This is a genomic window from Ensifer sp. ENS10 (assembly GCF_014852025.1).
GTDB lineage: Bacteria > Pseudomonadota > Alphaproteobacteria > Rhizobiales > Rhizobiaceae > Ensifer.
In genome coordinates this window covers 1-18,204 of record NZ_JACVAS010000006.1, presented here as the reverse complement: position 1 = coordinate 18,204, position 18,204 = coordinate 1, and the positions used below count along the sequence as shown (strand labels likewise).

The 18,204-nt window shown below is 62.9% G+C and carries 15 protein-coding genes; 3 read left to right on the top strand and 12 right to left on the bottom strand.

Annotation, left to right across the window (positions count from 1 at the left end; all coding sequences use genetic code 11):
• Window positions 1–29: 29 nt before the first annotated feature.
• Window positions 30–1,052 carry a DUF1254 domain-containing protein gene (locus IB265_RS20590; protein ID WP_057255110.1) on the bottom strand — a complete coding sequence of 341 codons (1,023 nt, stop codon included), beginning with the start codon at window positions 1,050–1,052 and terminating at the stop codon, window positions 30–32.
• Window positions 1,053–1,286: 234 nt separating this feature from the next.
• Between IB265_RS20590 and IB265_RS20585 the strand changes: the two genes are divergently transcribed.
• A complete protein-coding gene (locus IB265_RS20585; RefSeq protein WP_057255069.1) occupies window positions 1,287–3,503 on the top strand; it encodes an adenylate/guanylate cyclase domain-containing protein in 2,217 nt (738 codons plus the stop codon).
• Window positions 3,504–3,592: 89 nt separating this feature from the next.
• Here the strand turns inward: IB265_RS20585 and IB265_RS20580 are convergent, their stop codons facing one another.
• The 9 genes from IB265_RS20580 to IB265_RS20540 all read right to left on the bottom strand — a co-directional run bounded on the left by IB265_RS20580 (window position 3,593) and on the right by IB265_RS20540 (window position 12,894).
• Window positions 3,593–4,096: a YHS domain-containing (seleno)protein gene (locus IB265_RS20580; RefSeq protein WP_057255070.1), complete on the bottom strand. Its 504-nt coding sequence runs from the start codon at window positions 4,094–4,096 to the stop codon at window positions 3,593–3,595.
• A gap of 29 nt (window positions 4,097–4,125) precedes the next feature.
• The gene (locus IB265_RS20575; RefSeq protein WP_057255071.1) at window positions 4,126–4,716 is read right to left on the bottom strand and encodes an ankyrin repeat domain-containing protein; all 591 of its coding nucleotides are present in this window, start codon (window positions 4,714–4,716) and stop codon (window positions 4,126–4,128) included.
• 133 nt (window positions 4,717–4,849) lie between these two features.
• A complete protein-coding gene (locus IB265_RS20570) occupies window positions 4,850–5,509 on the bottom strand; it encodes an aspartate/glutamate racemase family protein (protein ID WP_057255072.1) in 660 nt (219 codons plus the stop codon).
• Entirely contained in the window at window positions 5,506–6,969 is a 1,464-nt protein-coding gene (locus IB265_RS20565) for an MFS transporter (RefSeq protein ID WP_057255073.1), read from the bottom strand. Before IB265_RS20565 ends, IB265_RS20570 begins: the two co-directional genes overlap by 4 nt.
• A gap of 294 nt (window positions 6,970–7,263) precedes the next feature.
• Window positions 7,264–8,106, bottom strand: a complete 843-nt coding sequence (locus tag IB265_RS20560) for a MurR/RpiR family transcriptional regulator (protein WP_057255074.1) — start codon at window positions 8,104–8,106, stop codon at window positions 7,264–7,266.
• Window positions 8,107–8,330: 224 nt separating this feature from the next.
• Complete coding sequence (ppk2, locus tag IB265_RS20555) at window positions 8,331–9,251, bottom strand: polyphosphate kinase 2 (protein WP_057255075.1); 921 nt, start codon at window positions 9,249–9,251, stop codon at window positions 8,331–8,333.
• Between the two features lie 118 nt (window positions 9,252–9,369).
• A complete protein-coding gene (locus IB265_RS20550; protein WP_057255076.1) occupies window positions 9,370–10,848 on the bottom strand; it encodes an aldehyde dehydrogenase family protein in 1,479 nt (492 codons plus the stop codon).
• Window positions 10,849–10,862: 14 nt separating this feature from the next.
• On the bottom strand, window positions 10,863–12,155 hold the full coding sequence (locus IB265_RS20545; RefSeq protein WP_192495153.1) for an MFS transporter: 1,293 nt from the start codon (window positions 12,153–12,155) through the stop codon (window positions 10,863–10,865).
• Window positions 12,156–12,405: 250 nt separating this feature from the next.
• Entirely contained in the window at window positions 12,406–12,894 is a 489-nt protein-coding gene (locus IB265_RS20540) for a DMT family transporter (protein WP_057255111.1), read from the bottom strand.
• Window positions 12,895–12,978: 84 nt separating this feature from the next.
• On the opposite strand from IB265_RS20540, the gene IB265_RS20535 reads away from it, so the two are divergent.
• Window positions 12,979–13,905: a LysR family transcriptional regulator gene (locus IB265_RS20535; RefSeq protein WP_057255078.1), complete on the top strand. Its 927-nt coding sequence runs from the start codon at window positions 12,979–12,981 to the stop codon at window positions 13,903–13,905.
• Window positions 13,906–13,987: 82 nt separating this feature from the next.
• Here the strand turns inward: IB265_RS20535 and IB265_RS20530 are convergent, their stop codons facing one another.
• Window positions 13,988–14,986 carry a Tim44 domain-containing protein gene (locus IB265_RS20530; protein ID WP_375293081.1) on the bottom strand — a complete coding sequence of 333 codons (999 nt, stop codon included), beginning with the start codon at window positions 14,984–14,986 and terminating at the stop codon, window positions 13,988–13,990.
• Between the two features lie 253 nt (window positions 14,987–15,239).
• Entirely contained in the window at window positions 15,240–16,835 is a 1,596-nt protein-coding gene (locus IB265_RS20525; RefSeq protein ID WP_192495152.1) for a GMC family oxidoreductase, read from the bottom strand.
• A 229-nt stretch (window positions 16,836–17,064) separates the two neighbouring features.
• Between IB265_RS20525 and IB265_RS20520 the strand changes: the two genes are divergently transcribed.
• Entirely contained in the window at window positions 17,065–18,009 is a 945-nt protein-coding gene (locus IB265_RS20520; RefSeq protein WP_192495151.1) for a LysR family transcriptional regulator, read from the top strand.
• The last annotated feature ends 195 nt before the right edge of the window (window positions 18,010–18,204 follow it).

Genomic DNA, 18,204 nt, shown 5'->3' with positions numbered 1-18,204 from the left:
TCCCGTGCCTGATTCATCACGCGGGAAGCTTAGTTCACCGGTTGCGGCTCGGGAAAGTGCCAGGACCCGTCGAGGATTTCCTTGCGGGGCCGGTAGAGCCGCACGGTATAGTTCCAGCCGTCGACCACAGGCAGGCAGTTGGGGATCTTGCCGTCGCAGCCGCCGAACTGGATCGAGACGCTGCCATCGTCGCCCTTCTTTGCGGTGATGTTGTTGATGGTATAGGCATCATACCGGTTCTTCTCGTAGAAGCCTTGCGCATCGTAGACGCTGACCGACCAGAAGGCATCGACCGGCACGTTCTTGACGGTAAGCTTGTAGATCGTCTTGCCGTCATTCTTAGTGGGCGTGATGTTGAGATAGGTCGCATCCTTGTCCGGATTGCCGCCCCAGCCGGTGGCCGTGCCGATCAGATGGCGGATCGGATCAACCTCTTGCCTGGTGCCGAAGGCCTTCTTGAAGTCCGGCATGGTGGCGCCGAGCGCGAGCAGCGCCTCGCGCACCTTCTTCTGGCTGGCCGGATCCCAGGCCGGGACCTCGAACTTGCCTTCCTTTTGCTGGCTGGCCTTGATCGCGTCCTGCAGGGTGTGAACCTCGGCGATGTCCTTCGGGTCGGCCGGATCGACGAGCGTGCGGATGCCGACGACGACGTAGCGCGTGCCGACCTTTTCCTTCGTCAGCGTCGTCTCGCCGGCGCCGTAGACGACCTCGGGCACGTAGTGATCCTCGTTGATCACCTGCAGCGACATGAAGCGTTTTCCCGCGTCCGGCATGGTGATGGTAACCGGCCCGGCATCGAGATCGAACACGGCCGACGAATAGAGCGTGTCGCGGTTGAGGCGAATGACGGTCTGGTTGTCGATCGAAGCCGGTTCGCGGCGGTGCAGGAATTTGCCGAAGGCGCCGTCCTTGACCATGCTGGCCGCATACATGTCGCTCTCGGCGCGGACGAAGTTGTCGACGCCGACCGTGACGGGGTCGGCGGCGGTTGATTGTGTGGCGACGGCCATCACCAGTGCGCCGGCCATGAAGAGCGAACGACAATACATCATGCTCGGATCCTTCTCAGTCAGTTGCCGCGCTGCATCGGCGGTGCTCGCTTCGTCACCTAGCGTGGCAAACTCCATCCGATGGTAGCCCAAAATCGTGCCAGTTCGACGGGGAACCGCAAGTACGTAACGGTTACGACGCACGCGGGGCGCCATCGCCGGACCGCGCCGATGGCGCCGTCTGCCAAGCTGCGGTAACATCTGTGTTGGAGTACATCGTACGTTGAGAGCTCGTCGATGGAGCGCCGTCTCGCTGCCGTCCTGATCGCGGATGTCGTCGGTTACAGCCGCCTGAGTCGGCTGGACGAGGAAGGGACGCGCCTGCGATTCCAGTCGGACCTTTCCAACATCCTGGAGCCGTTTTTTATCGAGCATCACGGGCGTCTGGTGAAGACGATGGGCGACGGGCTGCTCGTTGAATTCCGCAGCGTTGTCGATGCGACGCAGTGCGCAATCGAAATCCAGAGGCGCAAGGCGGCAGAAGCCGACAAGGGGCCAGATGGCGAGAGGCTGGATTTCCGCATCGGTATCAATCTCGGCGATATCATCGTCGAGGGCGACGACATCCATGGCGATGGCGTCAATATCGCCGACCGGGTGCAGGGATTGGCCGAGCCTGGCGGCATTGCGATATCCGGCACGGCCTATGACCAGGTCAGCTCGAAGCTTAAGGCCGGTTTCGTGTCGCTCGGGCAGCAGCCGGTCAAGGGGCTCGGCGATCCGATACGGGTCTACCGCGTGCTCCTGGACCCGGAAGCCGCGGGCAGGACGGTTGTTGAGAAAAACCGGCGAAAGACTGTCTGGGTAAAGGGGCTGGTGGCCGGGCTTGCGGCGATCGCAATTTCAGCCGCGCTCGCCTGGTGGCAGCCGTGGACATGGATCGGGCAGGACGGCCCGGCGCAGCGTTTCGCCTATCCCCTGCCGGACCAGCCTTCCGTCGCGGTGCTGCCCTTCATCAATGTCAGCGGCGACAGCGACCACGACCACTTGGCCGAGGGACTGACCGACGATCTCATCACCGAATTGTCCAAAGTGTCCGGCCTCTTCGTCATCGCCCGGCACTCGGTGTTTGCGCTCAAAGGGAGCGCCACCAAGATCCAGGACGTGGCGGCCGAACTCGGCGTGCATTATGTGCTGGAGGGCACGCTGCAGCGGGCCGACCAGCGGCTGCGCATCAACGTCAAGCTCTTCGACGCGGTGAGCGGGTTGTCGCTCTGGGCGGAGCGCTACGACCGCCAATATGCCGATCTCTTCGCCGTTCAGGATGACGTCATCGGCAAGATCATTGCCGCGCTTGAGGTCAAGCTCAGCGAGGGCGAGCGCGACCGGTTGGCACGGATCCCCACCGATAATCTCGAAGCCTATGACAACTACATGCGCGCCGAGCAGCAGGGCCTTATCTGGCGCGATGTCGAGACCAATCGTCAGACACTCGCCTTTTACCAGCGGGCGATCGATCTCGATCCCGATTTCGCCGATGCTCATGCCGGCATAGCCCGCATCGCGGTCGACGTCTGGCGCAACGACTACAACTATCTCTGGTCGGCGGCGGTGGCGCGCAAGATCGCCTATGATGCGGCCGGGCAGGCGCTGAAACTCGACGCCAACAATGCGCGCGCCCATACGGTGCTGGCGTTGCTGCAGCTCGTCGATGGACGCGCTTCGGAGGCAAAGGAATCGGCGCTCAGGGCCGTCTCCATGCAGCCTAACGATGCCGAGGCGCTCGCCAATCTGGCGCTGATCCTTGCCCAGACCGGGGAGCACGAGCAGGCCTTAGACGATATCGAACGGGCACTCAGGCTCGATCCGTCGCCCTCATCGAGCCTGCAGCTTCTGGCGGGCATCGTCTACTACACGGCGCGCCGCCTCGAAAAGGCGATCCCATTGATCGAAGCGGCGCGCGAGACGCTGCCGAAGGCGGAAGCCGTGAAGGAGTATCTCGCCTCGGCCTATGCCCAGCGCGGCGATCAGCAGAGCGCAGCGGCAGTAGCCGCGGAACTGCTAAAACTCTTTCCGGACACCAACCTGACCTATTATAGCTATCTCTATGACTACTGGCGCGAAGAGGACCTCTATCGTCACCTTTTCGGCCTGCGTGTCGCTGGCATTCCGGAATGGCCCTTCGGCTTTGTTGGTGCTGCCAGCGACCGGCTTGGCCCGGCGGAACTCAAGCAACTGACCGATGACAAGACCTGGGTTGGCGTGCACAAGAACGGCACGAGCTTCGCGCAGTTCTTCGACAAGGACGGAAACACCGCCTACCGCACCAGCAATACGAACATCACCGGCCGCATCGAGGTGAAGGGCAACCAGCTCTGCGAGAAGTATGACGGATATTTCCTCGACCGCATGGTTTGCGGCTATGTCTACCGCAACACGGCAAAGGGCGAGCGCACGGCGGACTACATCAACGTCACGCCGCAGGCGCTGAAGTTCTTCTCGATCGAGCGGTGACGGCAGTCACCCGGCATCGAAGGCACTCCGATTCACTCAATTGACGCTGTTCTGGACGGAAAACCGCTACACACTTTTCTGGAACTGCTTTAGGGCGAGGGCTTCGTCCAGTTGATCGACGCCTTTTCAGTGAGCAGCGTCTGCTCGACCTCGGACCAGTGCTTGCGCGAATCGACCACCTTGTTCGGATTCTTCACAAGGCCGTCAGCAGCGCCCGGATCGTAGCTGAGGTACAGCTTGTCCTCGATGATGCGCCAGGCCTTGGGGTCGATGTTGGTCGTCACCGTGCCAAAGGAGACGCCGTCGGCGCAGTAGCCGCCATATTGCGGCGCATAGCGGGTGGGTTCCTTGATGAACTGGTCACGGTGCTCGGCGCTGGCGAACTGCCAGGTGGCGCCGAGCCAGCGATAGCTGAATTCTGGCGATCCTTCGACCGCCTTGTTCTCTGTAAAGTAGGCGACCGGATCATAACCCTTGATCGCCACGTCGCCGAAATAGCCGGTGTTGACGGGTTCTTCCGCCAACGCCGGACTGGCGAATGCGAGCAGCACCGCCGTCGCCGCGGTCGCAAATGGTATGGAGTGTCGAGACATGCCATGTCCTCCGTTTCCGGATGTGCTTGTTATTGTCGCTTGGTGCATTCGCCGTAGAGCCAGTCGCCGACGAGGTCGGCCTTCTGGCAGGTGGCTCCAGCCTTCAGCAACAGCTCGGCGGCCGGCCAGTGGGAGCGCCACCCCGCTTGCGTCAGCGGCGTGTAGCCGTTGCGTTCCTTGGCCTCGATGTCGGCCTTGTTGGTCAGCAGGAAAGCCACGATCTCGGCGTGGCCCTCTTCGGCTGCCGCATGCAGTGGCGACATCTTGTAGAAGTTGGCGACGTCGTTGACAGCAGCACCCTTGGCGACGAGCAGTTTGACGGTTTCGAGATTGCCGCCATAGGCGGCGGCGTGCAGGGCCGTCAGGCCGCCCTTGTTGCGGATCTCGATGTCGCCGCCGCGCTCGATGAGGAGCGCGACAACCTCGGTGCGTCCTTTCAGAGCGGCAATCAACAGCGCCGGCTCGCCGGCCGCATCGGGCTCGGTTATGTCGGTTCCCTGATCGAGCAACTGCTTGACGCGCTCCGTGTCGCCGTCCCGTGCCGCGTCATGCAAAGGGCCGGCCATGGCCACCGCAGCAAAGGACGCCACCGCGACGAATGCTGCCAGGATAGATTTCATCGCGCAACCTCCGCCCCAGCTTCGGTCTTGCCCAATTGGAAAGAGCGAAAATACCACAGGGCGACCGGTGGAAACAGGCGTTACCGTTGCCTGATCCATACTCCTTTTGGGTGGCTGCGATGATGAATGCCTGTCAGGCGGCGACCTGCATCAGGTCGAGCATGCGGTCGATCGCGCTCGGAATGGGCGCGATGATCGGCGTCGGGAACAGCGGCTGGAGCTGTTCGGCCGCCTGGCCGAGCGGGCCGCCACCGATGATGACGGCCTCGGCGCCATCCAATTCAACACACTGACGGACGGCGTCGCCGAGGGCTTCCAGCAGGCGCTCGGGGTGGGCGGAGAGCGCGAGCGGGTCGCCTGACGTGCAGCGGATGCCGGTATACTGGTCCCAGACGCCGAGATCGCGGGCGCGGTCGTCGATCGCCTGGATCAATTCCGGCGTCGTGGTGGCGACGCCGAACTTGCGGCCGCCCTGCGAGGCCTCGATCATCGAGGCCTCGCAGATGCCGATCACGGGGATCGCGAGGCGGCGTTTGAGGGCGGCAAGGCCGGGATCGCCGAAGGCGCTGACGACAATACCGAGGCATCCAGCCTCATGCCTTTCGCCGATCTCGACGACCTCGGCAGCGGCCGCATCCAACTGCTCGGGCGTCACGATCATCGGCGGGTTCCGCATGGCCGTGGCGACTGCCACGGCCATGCGTCCTGATGCAGCCCGGCGTGCGATGGAGACCATCATGTCGCTGGTGGCAAGCGAGCTGTTCGGGTTAATCAGAAGGATATGTGCACTCACGTTCTCAGTTCCGCGCCGACTTTGATTTCAGAAGTGTCAGCCTTTGCGAGGTCGGCATCGGCAGGCTGGGTCAGGTCTTCCATCGACATGCCATAGGTCTCGGGCCCGAGCTGGATGCAGAAGGCGAAGACCGCATACATGCCGGCGGCGAGACCGAAGACCCCGACCATGCCGTAGACGTCGAAGAGCGCGCCGGCGATGGTTGGGATGAAGGAGCCCGCGGCCGAGCCGGTTGCCAGGATCAGCGCCACGCCGAAGGCGCGGACGCGGGTCGGGAAGAGTTCGGGCGCATAGATCCAGATCGAGGTGTTGAGCAAGAGCACGAAGAACTGGAAGATCGCGCCGAACATCAGCACCAGATAGATGTTGGTGCCGAGATAGGCGATCGAGACCGCCGCAAGGCAGGCGAAGACGGCACCCAGGGTCAGCACCCTCTTGCGCGGGAAGTAATAGCCGAACATCGAGGCGGCGATAGCACCGAGCACACTGCCGCTCTGGATGATCATGCTGTAGAGCAGGCTTCCCTGGAGCGTGTAGCCCATGGACACGAAGATGATCGGCATCAAGGTGAGCACCGAGAGCTGGGCGCCGTAGCTCATCAGGATGGCGATGGCGACCGGGACGGTGCGGCCGATGAAGGGCGCGCGGAAGAGTTCCTTCCAGTCGCTCTTGGCCGGTTCTTGGTCCTTGAGGTGGTCCTTGGTCAGATATTCCTGGACCTTGAGGTTGCGCGGGCGCAGCGACCCGGAGGCGAGGATCGAAAGCACCTTATTGGCCTCGTCGATCTTGCCCTGTGATGCCAGGAAACGCGGTGTTTCCGGCACGAAACGGCGATAGAAGACGACAAGCAGGGCCGGCAGAGCAAGCGAGGCGAAAAGCCAGCGCCAGCTGTTTTCACCCGGGAAGAGGGTGAAGATCATCAGGCCGAAGGCAGGTGCCAGGAAGTTGCCGAAACCGCCAGCACCGACATTGACGAGGCCGGCTGCCGTGCCGCGGAATTTTGGCGAGCAGAATTCCGACAGCATCGTGACCGCCGTGGAGATCTCGCCGCCGACCCCGAAGCCGACGATGGCGCGGGCAAAGCAGAGGGTGGCGAAGTTCGGCGCCATGGCGCAGGCGGCCGAACCGATGGTGAAAAGCAGGAGGTTGATGGTCAGCATCACGCGGCGGCCGTAGCGGTCGCCAAGGATACCGGAGAGCAGGCGGCCGATGGCGGCGCTGCCGAAGGTGATGGTGTTGAGGAAGCCGATGTCGGTGCCGGTGAGCCCCCAATGTTCCTTCAGGATCGGGCCGGCGACGCCGATGGTGTTCTGCTCGAAGCTGTCGAACAGGCAGCCGATGAGCACGAGGGCGAGGATCTGCTTGTGGGCGCCGGTGACGCCAATTTTGGTGAAGGCTGATTCCAACTGTCTGATGACCGGCGATGACCTGCCGGACGGCACCATATTTTCCGCTGCCATGGTTCGTTCCCCTTTATGGCTTAACAACGTGAAAATGTGAAAACTCAGTTTCATGAAATCTACATCATGAAACTGAGGTTTCATAGAAGATTCTGTGATGCACTGCGAAAGGAAGGAGCCCTTCGCTGCATAAAATTCGTGGAATGCAGGTTTCGTGCCATCTCAAGAGAAACCACAGTTTCTCTTTTGCAGTCAGCGGCTTGGAGGCTGGCTGTCGTGTCGCAAGCGAACGAAACTGAGATTTCTTATGTGCAAAAAATAATCTGGCGTTTCAGGCCGCTGCCCAATCTACGCTCACAATTCCTCGAGCGCATCGTTGATGGCTTCGATGCCACGCAGCCGATTTCGACCGGCAGTGCCGGCGATTTCGATGCATCGTGTCGTCAAGAGATGGCAGAGCGCCATGACCGAGACGTGGTTGAAGAGGGGGCCTGGCGCCAGTGTCTGGCAGCGGAAATGCCATTCCGCCTGGTTGAGGAAGGGCACGCCCTCGTCGGTGATGTAGAGCAGCCGCGCGCCGGATTTTTCCAGCTGTCCGAGAATCGGCTCCATGAGGGAGACGCGCCGGCGCAGCCCGAAGAGGATCACGACATCGTCGCGGCCGATGCTGACCAGATGTTCGCCGAGCGTCTGGCCGCCGCCGGGGATGGCGGCGATGTGCTCGACCACCTGGGTCATCTGCCATTGCAGATAGGTGGCGAAGGAATGACTGGCGCGGAAGCCGATGACCCAGACCTTGCGGGCGCCGAGAATGGCGTTTGCCGCCGCCGTCACCTGGGTCTCGGAGATGGCGAGAAAGGTCGCCTCGATGTTGGCCACGCCTTGCGCCACATGTGAGGAGAGCGACTGTTCGCCGCCGCTGTCGGTGGCAGTCGCAAGGAACAGCCGCGAGCCCGTCTGCTTGTCGGCGCGAGCATGACGGCGCGCCTCCTCGTAGTTGTCGTAGCCCAAGCGCTGGATGAAGCGGGAGACGGTCGCCTTCGACACATGCGCCAGCGCCGCCAGCTCCTGGGCCGAGTAGCTCGCGACCTCGCCGGGAAAATCGCAAAGGAAATCCCCCAGCCGCCGCTCGGCCGGATGCAGCTCCGGCAGCACCTGGCGGACGCGCGTGAGGAAGGAGCGTTCTTTGGGGCTCATGTCGATTCCATGAAACTGTCGTTTCACGGCAATCTCTGATTTTCGAGAGGATATTGCAAGCGAGGCGGGCGGGTGCCGCCTCGCTTTCAACTGGGAACGGGGGAAGGTCCTACAGCGCCGCGCGTCTTATCAGACGCGCGAAGGTCGCTGTAGCACTTTGATTTGCTGCATGTCTTCGTCCTTAAATCGAGGTCGATTTAAGGAGACATGCAGTAGCCCCGCCGTCAGTACTTCGACGGCACGTAGAGTTCCGGCGGCAGCACCTTGCGCTCGTAATCCGGGTTGAAGACGCGTTCCGGCAGCGAGATTTCCTCGTGCGGCACCTCCTCGTAGGGGAACTGCGTCAGAAGATGATCGATGCAGTTGAGCCGGGCACGCTTCTTGTCGTTTCCTTCGACGATATGCCAGGGCGCTTCCGGAATGTTGGTGCGGGCGAAGGTCTCTTCCTTGGCCTTGGTATAGCCCTCCCAGCGCACCCGCGATTGCAGGTCCATGGGCGACAGCTTCCACTGCTTCAGCGGATCATGGATGCGCACAAGGAAGCGCATCTGCTGTTCTTCATCGGTGATCGAGAACCAGTACTTGACCAGCCGAATGCCCGAACGCACCAGCATGCGCTCGAATTCAGGGACGTCGTTGAAGAACTGCTCGACCTGATCTTCGGCGGCAAAGCCCATGACCCGCTCGACGCCGGAGCGGTTGTACCAGGAGCGGTCGAAGAGCACGATCTCGCCGCCGGCCGGCAAATGCGGCACGTAGCGCTGGAAATACCATTGCGTCTTTTCACGGTCGGAGGGTGCCGGCAGCGCGACGACGCGCACGACGCGCGGATTGAGCCTCTGGGTGATGCGCTTGATGACGCCGCCCTTGCCGGCGGAGTCACGCCCCTCGAAGATCACCACCACTTTTTCCTTGTGGTAGACCACCCAGTCCTGCAGCTTGATCAGCTCCGACTGCAGCTTCAGCAGCGCGCGGAAGTAATCGATGCGCGGGATCGTCGGCGGGTGGCTCTTGCGATAGATCTTGCGGATCTCCTCAGAGAGCGCCGGTTCTGAAAGCTCGAGTTCGTAGTCTTCGTCGAGCGTGTCGGCCAGTTCCGCTTCCAGCCAGTCCTGCGTCTCGATCTCGTCGTTCGACCTGTTCATCTGACCCTCCGATACGATGTGTCCACCGACAGCTTTGCAAATTCTATCGTTAGTCGGCTTATTTCACAGACGCATGAAAGGAATTTGACGCCGGGCGCTTCTGCGCCCCTGATCGTCCCTATCCCTTCATATACCAGCCCCAGGGTTCGTCGGTGTCGAAGCTGGTGATCTGCTTGGTCTCGAGATAGTTCGAAAGGCCCCAGCGGCCGAGTTCGCGGCCGATGCCCGATTGCTTGTAGCCGCCCCAGGGAGCCTCGGGGAAGGTGGGCTGCGAGCAGTTGATCCAGACGATACCGGCGCGAAAAGCCCGGGCGACGCGTTCGCAACGCTCGCGGTCAGCCGACATGACAGCCGCCGCGAGACCGAAGCGGCTGTCATTGGCCATGCGGATCGCGTCCGCCTCTTCGCGGAACGGCTTGACGCAGACGACTGGGCCGAAGATCTCCTCGCGCCAGACGAAGCTGTCTTCGCGCATGTCGGTCAGCACGGTCGGCTCGAGGAAGTAACCGCTGTTGAGGCCGGCCGGGCGGCCACCGCCTGCAGCGACCGTGGCCCCGTCCTGCCGGGCGCGATCGATGGCGCCGACAACCTTGTCATATTGGCCGCGGGAGACGATCGGCCCGAGCAGCGTGCCGTCCTCCAAGCCATTGCCGATCTTGATCTTCGCGGCCTCTTCGCAAAGACGGCTGACGACGGTCTCGTAAATCTCCTCCTCGACCAGCACCCGCGAGGTTGCCGAACAAACCTGGCCCTGGTTCCAGAAGATGCCGAACATGATCCATTCGACGGCCTTGTCGATGTCGCTGTCGGCAAAGACGACGAAGGGCGACTTGCCGCCGAGTTCGAGGCTGACATTCTTGATGTCCTGAGCGCCGGCCATCATCACCTTGCGGCCGGTCACGACAGAGCCGGTGAAGGCGAGCTTGTCGATCAGCGGATGCTCGGTGAGCGGCTGGCCGGCATCCTGGCCGGTGCCGGTGAGGATATTGAGCACGCCGGGCGGCAGCCCGACTTCCTCGGCAATGACGCCAAGCTCAAGCGCCGTCAGCGGCGTCAGTTCCGAGGGTTTGAGCACGATGGTGCAGCCGGCGGCAAGCGCCGGTGCTACCTTCCAGGAGACCATCAGCAGCGGATAGTTCCAGGGGGTGATGGCACCGACCACGCCGAGCGGCTCGCGCACGGCGCGTGCGGTGAAGCGGCTGTCGCCGACGGGGATCGTCTCCTCCGGATCGGCGTCCAGTTCCTCGGCGAGGCCGGCATAGAAGCGGAAGCAACCGGCGGCGTCGTCGATGTCCCAGAGCGCCTCAGGCAGCGGCTTGCCGTTGTCGGCGACTTCGAGCCGCGCCAGCGAGTGGCGCTTCTCTTCGATCTTCGCCGCGATCGCCCGGAGATAGACGGCACGCTCAGTGCCTGACAGTTTCGGCCAGGAACCGCTGTCGAAGGCGATGCGGGCGGCCTTTGCAGCCCTGTCCACGTCTTCATAGGTCGCGGCCGGCGCCCGGTGGATGACCTCTTCCGTTGCCGGGTCGACCACGTCGAGCGTGCCGCCGCGCCGCGGTTTTTCCCATTTGCCGCCAATGAACAGCCGATCCTGCATGCCATAACCCCTTTTTAGCCCGGAGCAAGTATGGCCAGACTATGCGAAGCGCGCCAGTCGCAAGTTACGGCTGGCGTTGATCTTTTTGGTTCGGAGACGTCGCTCAGAGGTCGGTAACGCGCCCGCGCCATGCGAGGAACGGCAGAACCGGCAGCACGGCACAGGCACTGGCATACAGCCAGAATTGTCCAAAGCGACATGAGCCCACTCGTAAACATCGCTCCCGACAGCACCCCTGCGGCAAGGCCAAGATCCATCAGGGGCAAGGTAAGGGCGTAGAAAGCCGTCTGGCGTTCCAGGGGCAGGCCGCGCTGCACGAGGGTGAAATAGGCCGCGAAAGCGACCATCTCCGGTATGCCGCCGAGGATCAGCAGCGCCGTGGCTGTGCCGTGGTTGGGCGCGAATATCAGCGCGAAGGTCGAGACGCCCTCGAAGAGGCTTGCGACGAGATAGGCAAGCAGTAGTGCGCGCGTATCGGTGAAGACCCTTGCCAGCCGGTTCGAGACGAGGGCGCCGCTCAGCGCGCCCAGCCCTTGGGCTCCGAGCAGCACGGTCCACATCTCGGGTCCCAGGTGAAACTGGTCACGGTTGAGCCAGAACAGGAAGGGCTGCAGCGCGCCGAGCGAAACCATGTAGCCGAGGGCAGGGAGCAGCAGAGCCCAGAGCAGCGGATTGTCGCGCATGATCGCGATCGCCTCCTGCCGGAAGCTCGGCGTGCAGGAGACAAATGGCTCGCGCGGCCGCCGGTTGCCGGAATGGCGCAAAAGGAGAGTTGCCGCGACGACGTGGCCGAGCGCCAAGGCGATAAGTGTAATCGCGATCGAAGTCGCAGCCGCTGTGAGGCCTGCCGCTGGCGGGCCGAAGATCTTGGCGCAGCGGTCGATCGCCTGAAAGGTCGTATTGGCCTCCATGTTGCGGCCGGGCGGAACGGAGGCGGCGCGGAGCGTCAGGAGGCCCGGCGTGATCACCGTATCCGCAAGGCCGATGAGGAAGACGATGGCTTGCAACGTCGTCGCATCGGGCGCCACCGCCAGGCCCGGGATCGCAGTGGCGACGCCAAGGATTGCGCAGAACACGGGAATACGCGGGCCGGTCCGCCGGAGGAGCGCGGTGGCGAGCGGCGCAAACACGATGCGCGGCAAAAGGCCAAACGCCAGGCTGCCGACGAGTTCCGCCCCGGTGCCGAAGCGTGCGGCGACGATGAGCGGCAGCGCGGCAACGAACATCCAGGAGCAGAAGGAATGAACGACGAGAACGAAGCTGATGCGCCGGAAGGCGGCGCAGCCCCAGAGATTGGATGTGGTCATGACGAGCCCGATGGCAGGCAGTCGATCCGGGTGCCCCGTTAAAACGGGGTGGGCGGATCGATGCGAACGAGATTTGTCCGCTCAACAGGCGGACGGTTCTGGGCTCACAGGTGCAAGCCCCGCCTTGCGGGGCAGATCAGGCCATCAAATGCGGTTCGCTCGACATGGTCGCCATCTACCATGCGTGCTTCTCATGTGACAAGCGGCAGCCAGGCTGGTCTCGGCTGCCGCGTCGGGTTGCGGCGATCCGCTATCGCGTTGCATTGGCGAGCGCCGGAGCAACATTGGCGATCTGTGTGATCACCATGCCGCCGACGATGAAGAGTAGGCCGGTCAGTCGCGCCGCATTGACCGGCTTTGCGGGGAAACCCATCAGGCCGAAGTGATCGATGAGCAGGGAGACCGCCATCTGGCCGGCGATGACGGCGACGATGAAGCTTGCCGCGCCGAGCTTCGGCGCAAGGAGGAGAGCAGCGGTGATATAGATCACGCCGGCGGCGCCGCCGATCCAGATCCACCACGGACCCTTGAATGCCGTCGCAAGGCTGGGCAACGGCGCCCGCAACGCGATCAGCATCGGCAGGATGAGCGCGAGACTGACGCCGAGCGAGACGACCGTCGCCCAGAGCGGATGGCCGAGGAGGCGGCCAAGGTTGGCATTGGCGCCGGCCTGGAGGGGGACGACGGCGCCGGCGAAGATCGCCGTGGCAAGCATGAGGAGGGAGGAGAGAGTGGGCATTGTTTTTTCCTTCTTGATTGCCTCATCCTCACGCATCGATGGGAGGAATGGAAATTCAAATTTCGTACGTGTTACATTCGCCTCATGAATAATCTCGGCGGAATCGACCTGAACTTGTTGGTGGTGCTCGATGCCCTGCTGGCGGAACGCCATGTATCGCGTGCGGCCCTGCGGCTGAACAAGAGCCAGCCGGCGGTCAGTCATGCGCTTGCGCGCTTGCGGGCTCTTTTCGACGATCCCTTGCTCGTCCGCCATGGCGGACAGCTTGAACCGACGGTGCGGGCGCTGGAGATCGCGCCACAGCTTGCCGAGGCCCTGGCGCACATGCGCCAGCTCATGGGGTCTCAGCCGTTCGATCCGGCAATGGAGCGCCATATCTTTCGGCTCGCGATGTCCGACTATGCCGCCCTCGTTCTGCTGCCGCGCTTGATGGCGGTGCTGCGCCGGCAAGCGCCGTACGTCGATCTCATCGTTAGCCAGGCGAGCCGTGAAGTGATGATGTCGCAAATTGTCGACGGCGAGATCGATCTGGCGCTCGGGGTGTTTCCGACGCTGACCGAGGATCTGAGGACATCGCTCCTGTTTAAGGAACACTTCGCCTGCCTGGCAGATGGCGCGAGCCTTGGTGGCGAAAAGGCGATGGATCTGACGGCCTATCTGGAGCGGCCGCATATTCTCGTTTCGCTGCGCGGCGACACCGGCAACGAGATCGACCTGGCGCTGGCGGCCGCGGGGCACAAGCGCCGCATCGTGCTGGCGCTGCCCCATTGGAGTGCTGCGCCCGGCCTGGTTCTCGGCACGGACATGGTGCTTACGGTGGCACACCGCATCCTGCCGCGTGATGCTGAGGCCGGGTCACTGACCGTCTTCGATCCGCCCTTCGCCATCCCGCCTTTTTCGTTCCGTCAGATCTGGCATCGGCGGCGCGACGGCGATCCCGCCCACCGCTGGCTCCGGGATCTGATCACCCACATTCTCGCGCCATCGGAGTCGGTTCCGGCCATCGTTTGATCGTGGGAAAATGTGATCCTGAAAATGAAAAGGCCCGGTGCGGCGATGCCGACCGGGCCTTTCTCATAGACTCTGTTTCGCGTCAGTCGTGGCTGACGCCCTGGATCGCCGAAACCTGCCATTCCGCGCCCGGCTTGCGGACGAAGGTCCAGAGCTCGACCGCTTCGGTCAGCTTGTCCGGATCACCGCTGATGACCTTGCCCGTGGCGCGGTCTCGCATCACGTCGATGCTTTCGTAACGCATGGCAACGGTCGCGTAGTCGGTCCCGTTTTCGGACCAGGCCTCGGCCACGTCGCCCTGGACAAGGTGCACGTCGCGCACATCGTTCTTGACGCCGCTCGTCGCGTTGTCGCTCAGCTCTTCGGCGAGGTAGGACATGGCTTCCGGCGTCGTCAGGCGACGCAACGTGCCGTAGTCTTCAGCGGCGTAGGCCGCCTGCACGTCCTTCAGCATCTTTTCGAACTGTTCGAGGTCGGCCTGCTGGACGCCGATTTCGTCAGCCGGGCCGTCGGTGACGGGGGCCGGTGCAGGTGCTGCCGTCGGGCGCGCGTTCGCCTGACCGCCGGCCTGGGCGCCACCGATGCTCGGAATCTTGAACGACGGCATGCCGTTCGGCTGAGCCGACGACCGCTCGGACGGGCCCGCATAGGCCGTCTGCTGGCGGTTGCGGCCGAAGAAGCGCATGGCAAGCATGATCAGACCGCCGATGAGGAGCATCTGCACGATCAGGCCGAGGAAACCGGCCGCACCGCCGAAGCCGCCGCCCATCAGCATGCCGATCAGGCCGCCGACCATGAGGCCGCCGAGCAGCGAGCCGCCAAAGCCGCTGAAGAAGCCCGGACGGGCGTTCGGCTGGGTAGCGTTCGGGCGCGTCTGGCCGGCCGCCGGATTGGTGGCGGTGGGGCCGGCGTCCTGGCGCGGCGTCATCGAGCGGTCGATCGGTGCCGCGTTGGTCGGCGCCGTGCGGGTAACGGGCGGCTGCGAGAAGGTGCGGGTGCCGCGGCTGCCGAAGCCGCCGCCCGAACGCCGCGCTTCGGCGACGTCCACAACTGTCAGCGCGACGGTCAAGCCGATCGCCATCATTGCCAGAGCTCGTCCAAAACGCCCAAATCGCTGCATTGCCATCACAACCCCTAATCTTGCTTGGGCTCAAAACTGAGCCATCAGGGCCCGATATAGGGGTTCAAGGCCCGTGATTTAAGCGTTTCGCGTCGCTTTTCGGACAGTTTACCGTTATCCGCTGCCCCTCTCCGGGCCGAATCCGGCGTCGAATCAGCACCTTCGATCACACTGGATGTCGCATTCGCTGACACAAAACCACCCCGCATTTTCGCTAGCGATTGGCTGCCAGGATCAGGCTTGCCGCCTTTTCGGCGATCATGATCGTCGGCGAATTGGTGTTGCCCGAGGTGATCGTCGGCATGATCGAGGCGTCGGCGATGCGCAACCCCTTGAGGCCGCGAAGGCGCAGTTCAGGATCGACGACGCTTTCAGCGTCAGCGCCCATGCGGCAGGTGCCGACCGGATGAAAGATCGTCGTGCCGATATCGCCAGCGGCGCGCTTCAGGTCGTCCTCCGTCTCGTAGGATGGGCCCGGCTTGAACTCGACCGGGTTGAAGCGGGCGAAGGAAGGCTGTTTGACGATTTGCCGCGTCAGGCGGATGGCGCTGACGGCGACGTTGCGATCGGCCTCTGCGGTCAGGTAGCGCGGCCGGATGTCCGGTGCCGCGGCAAAATCCGGCCCCTTCAGGTGTACCGAGCCTCGGCTTTCCGGACGCAGGTTACAGACGCTGGCGGTGATTGCCGGGAAGGAATGAACAGGCTCGCCGAACTTGTCGAGCGAGACCGGCTGCACGTGATATTGCAGGTCGGGCGTTTCCTTCTCCGGGCCGGACCGGGTGAAGATCCCGAGCTGGCTTGGCGCCATCGCCATGGGACCGGAGCGCCGCAGCAGATATTCCAGCCCGATCGACGCCTTGCCGAAGAGTGAATTGGCCTTTTCGTTGAGCGTCGGCACGCCCGTCACCTTGTAGGCCATGCGCAGCTGCAGATGATCCTGCAAGTTCTCGCCGACACCTGCGCGTTCGTGGCGAAGCTCGATGCCGTTGGCCTGAAGCACGTCACCGCGGCCGATGCCTGAGAGCTCGAGGATATGCGGCGAGCCGATCGCGCCGGCGGAAAGCACGGTCTCACGGGCTGCGCGGGCACGTTTGACCGTGCCATCGTGCTGAAACTCGACGCCGGCGATGCGATCGCCTTCGATGATCAGCTTGCGCACATGCGCTTTGGTCAGAACCGTGAGGTTGCCGCGCTTCTGCGCCGGGCGCAGGAACGCCTTCGCCGTGTTCCAGCGGATGCCGGAGCGCTGGTTGACGTCGAAATAGCCGGAGCCTTCGTTGCTGCCGCGGTTGAAATCCGGCGTTTCTGGAATGCCGGCTTCGGTGGCGGCCTTCTGGAAAGCGTCGAGCACGTCCCAGCGCACGCGGGCCTTTTCCACCCGCCATTCGCCGCCAGCGCCGTGCATGTCGTTGGCACCCTTATAGTGGTCCTCCGACTTCTTGAAGAGCGGCAGCACGTCGTCCCAGGCCCAGCCGGTGCAGCCGAGCTGGCGCCAATGGTCGTAGTCCTGCGCCTGGCCGCGCATGTAGATCATGCCGTTGATCGACGAGCAGCCGCCCAGCACCTTGCCGCGGGGATAGCCGAGCGAGCGGCCGTTGAGGCCCTCTTCGGCGGCCGTCGTAAAGCACCAGTCGGTGCGCGGATTGTTGATGCAGTAGAGATAGCCGACCGGAATGTGGATCCAGTGGTAGTTGTCGCGGCCACCGGCCTCCAGCAAGAGCACGCGATGGCTCGAGTTTTCGGAAAGGCGATTGGCAAGCACGCAGCCGGCGCTACCCGCCCCGACGACGATATAGTCGAACGTGTCCATTGGGTTCTCTTGGTGTTCGGGAACCGCCGCGAAACGCGCGCGTAGGAATGTACGCGGGCTCCTCTGCGCGGATGGCGGTGCCGTTTCGTTCTGTTCATAATTGGCCAGACATGCTCCTCAGATGTCGGCTCCGGCGACTACAATCCGGAAAAAACCGCTTGGATGCAAGCGGCCTGGACCGTAAATTGCGAAACAGGATCTGTTCATTTTCGAACAGATGGGGGTGGCGATGAATCCGAATTTCACCTGGGACGATCTGCAGTTCTTTCTCGCGGTTGCCCGTACCGGACAATTGTCGACGGCGGCCCGACGCCTGAGGACCAGCCATGCCACGGTCTCGCGTCGCATCGATCGGCTGGAGTTCGCGCTCAAGGTCAAGCTGTTCGAGCGCAATCCGCGCGGCTACGTGTTGACCGGCATGGGCAAGCGTTTCATCGAAACCGCCGAGCGGATCGAGCGCGAGACCGAACAATTGCAGCTCGACATCAATGATGGCCTGACGGCGCAGCGCGGCGTCGTGAGGTTGAGCACGCTTGAAGGCTTCGGCAATTTCTTCCTGGCCGATCGGTTGGCGGATTTTGCCGAAAACTATCCGAACGTCTCGCTGGAACTGGTGGCGATCCAGCAGATCATGTCGCTATCGCGCAAGGAAGCGGATATCCAGGTGGCGCTGACGGCGCCGAAAGCCGGACCTTACCAATCCGAGGTGCTGACGCCCTATACGCTGCATGTCTATGGCGCGCGCAGCTATCTCTCGAAACATCCGCCGATCACCGGACGCAACGACCTCGCCGCGCACCGCTTCGTCGGGTATATCGAAGACATGATCTTTGCGCCGGGCCTCGATTATCTGGGAGAACTCCAGCCGGGCCTGCATGCTCATTTCCAGAGTTCGAGCATCCTGACGCAGCTAAAGGCTGTGCGGCAGGGGCTGGGACTATGCGTGCTGCCGTACTTCATCGCGCAGCAGGAAGAAGACTTGGAGATCGTCCTGCCTGAAGAGATTGAGCTCAAGCGCACCTATTGGCTGGTTTGCCACCGGGATCTGGTCGCGGTGCCGCGGGTAAGGGCGGTGCGCGAATTCCTGATGCAGATCGTTCGGGAACACCGGGCGGATTTCACCCGGGAAACTGCGTCGCTGATGACGGGCATGCGGCGCATATCGCGATCGTAATCCGTGTCGGGTGATGCCGGGATGGGTCTCTTCGTGGCCAAGGGGTGATTTGCGCCGCAAACGCCCGTGTTTCCGCTCCTCAAAATCGAGCGAGTTTATCAACAGTCGAAATAGTCATTTAGATTCAATGGCTTGTTCTTTTTTGAAGTTTTTTTGAAGATCGCTGTTGACGTCTGTGAGGATGGGGGTCTATAA

Excerpts from the sequence above, each read along its gene's own strand:
- IB265_RS20590 (WP_057255110.1), bottom strand. The coding sequence starts at position 1,052 with ATGATGTATTGTCGTTCGCTCTTCATGGCCGGCGCACTGGTGATGGCC.
- IB265_RS20585 (WP_057255069.1), top strand. The coding sequence starts at position 1,287 with ATGGAGCGCCGTCTCGCTGCCGTCCTGATCGCGGATGTCGTCGGTTAC.
- IB265_RS20580 (WP_057255070.1), bottom strand. The coding sequence starts at position 4,096 with ATGTCTCGACACTCCATACCATTTGCGACCGCGGCGACGGCGGTGCTG.
- IB265_RS20575 (WP_057255071.1), bottom strand. The coding sequence starts at position 4,716 with ATGAAATCTATCCTGGCAGCATTCGTCGCGGTGGCGTCCTTTGCTGCG.
- IB265_RS20565 (WP_057255073.1), bottom strand. The coding sequence starts at position 6,969 with ATGGCAGCGGAAAATATGGTGCCGTCCGGCAGGTCATCGCCGGTCATC.
- IB265_RS20560 (WP_057255074.1), bottom strand. The coding sequence starts at position 8,106 with ATGAGCCCCAAAGAACGCTCCTTCCTCACGCGCGTCCGCCAGGTGCTG.
- ppk2 (WP_057255075.1), bottom strand. The coding sequence starts at position 9,251 with ATGAACAGGTCGAACGACGAGATCGAGACGCAGGACTGGCTGGAAGCG.
- IB265_RS20550 (WP_057255076.1), bottom strand. The coding sequence starts at position 10,848 with ATGCAGGATCGGCTGTTCATTGGCGGCAAATGGGAAAAACCGCGGCGC.
- IB265_RS20545 (WP_192495153.1), bottom strand. The coding sequence starts at position 12,155 with ATGACCACATCCAATCTCTGGGGCTGCGCCGCCTTCCGGCGCATCAGC.
- IB265_RS20540 (WP_057255111.1), bottom strand. The coding sequence starts at position 12,894 with ATGCCCACTCTCTCCTCCCTCCTCATGCTTGCCACGGCGATCTTCGCC.
- IB265_RS20535 (WP_057255078.1), top strand. The coding sequence starts at position 12,979 with ATGAATAATCTCGGCGGAATCGACCTGAACTTGTTGGTGGTGCTCGAT.
- IB265_RS20530 (WP_375293081.1), bottom strand. The coding sequence starts at position 14,986 with ATGGCGATCGGCTTGACCGTCGCGCTGACAGTTGTGGACGTCGCCGAA.
- IB265_RS20525 (WP_192495152.1), bottom strand. The coding sequence starts at position 16,835 with ATGGACACGTTCGACTATATCGTCGTCGGGGCGGGTAGCGCCGGCTGC.
- IB265_RS20520 (WP_192495151.1), top strand. The coding sequence starts at position 17,065 with ATGAATCCGAATTTCACCTGGGACGATCTGCAGTTCTTTCTCGCGGTT.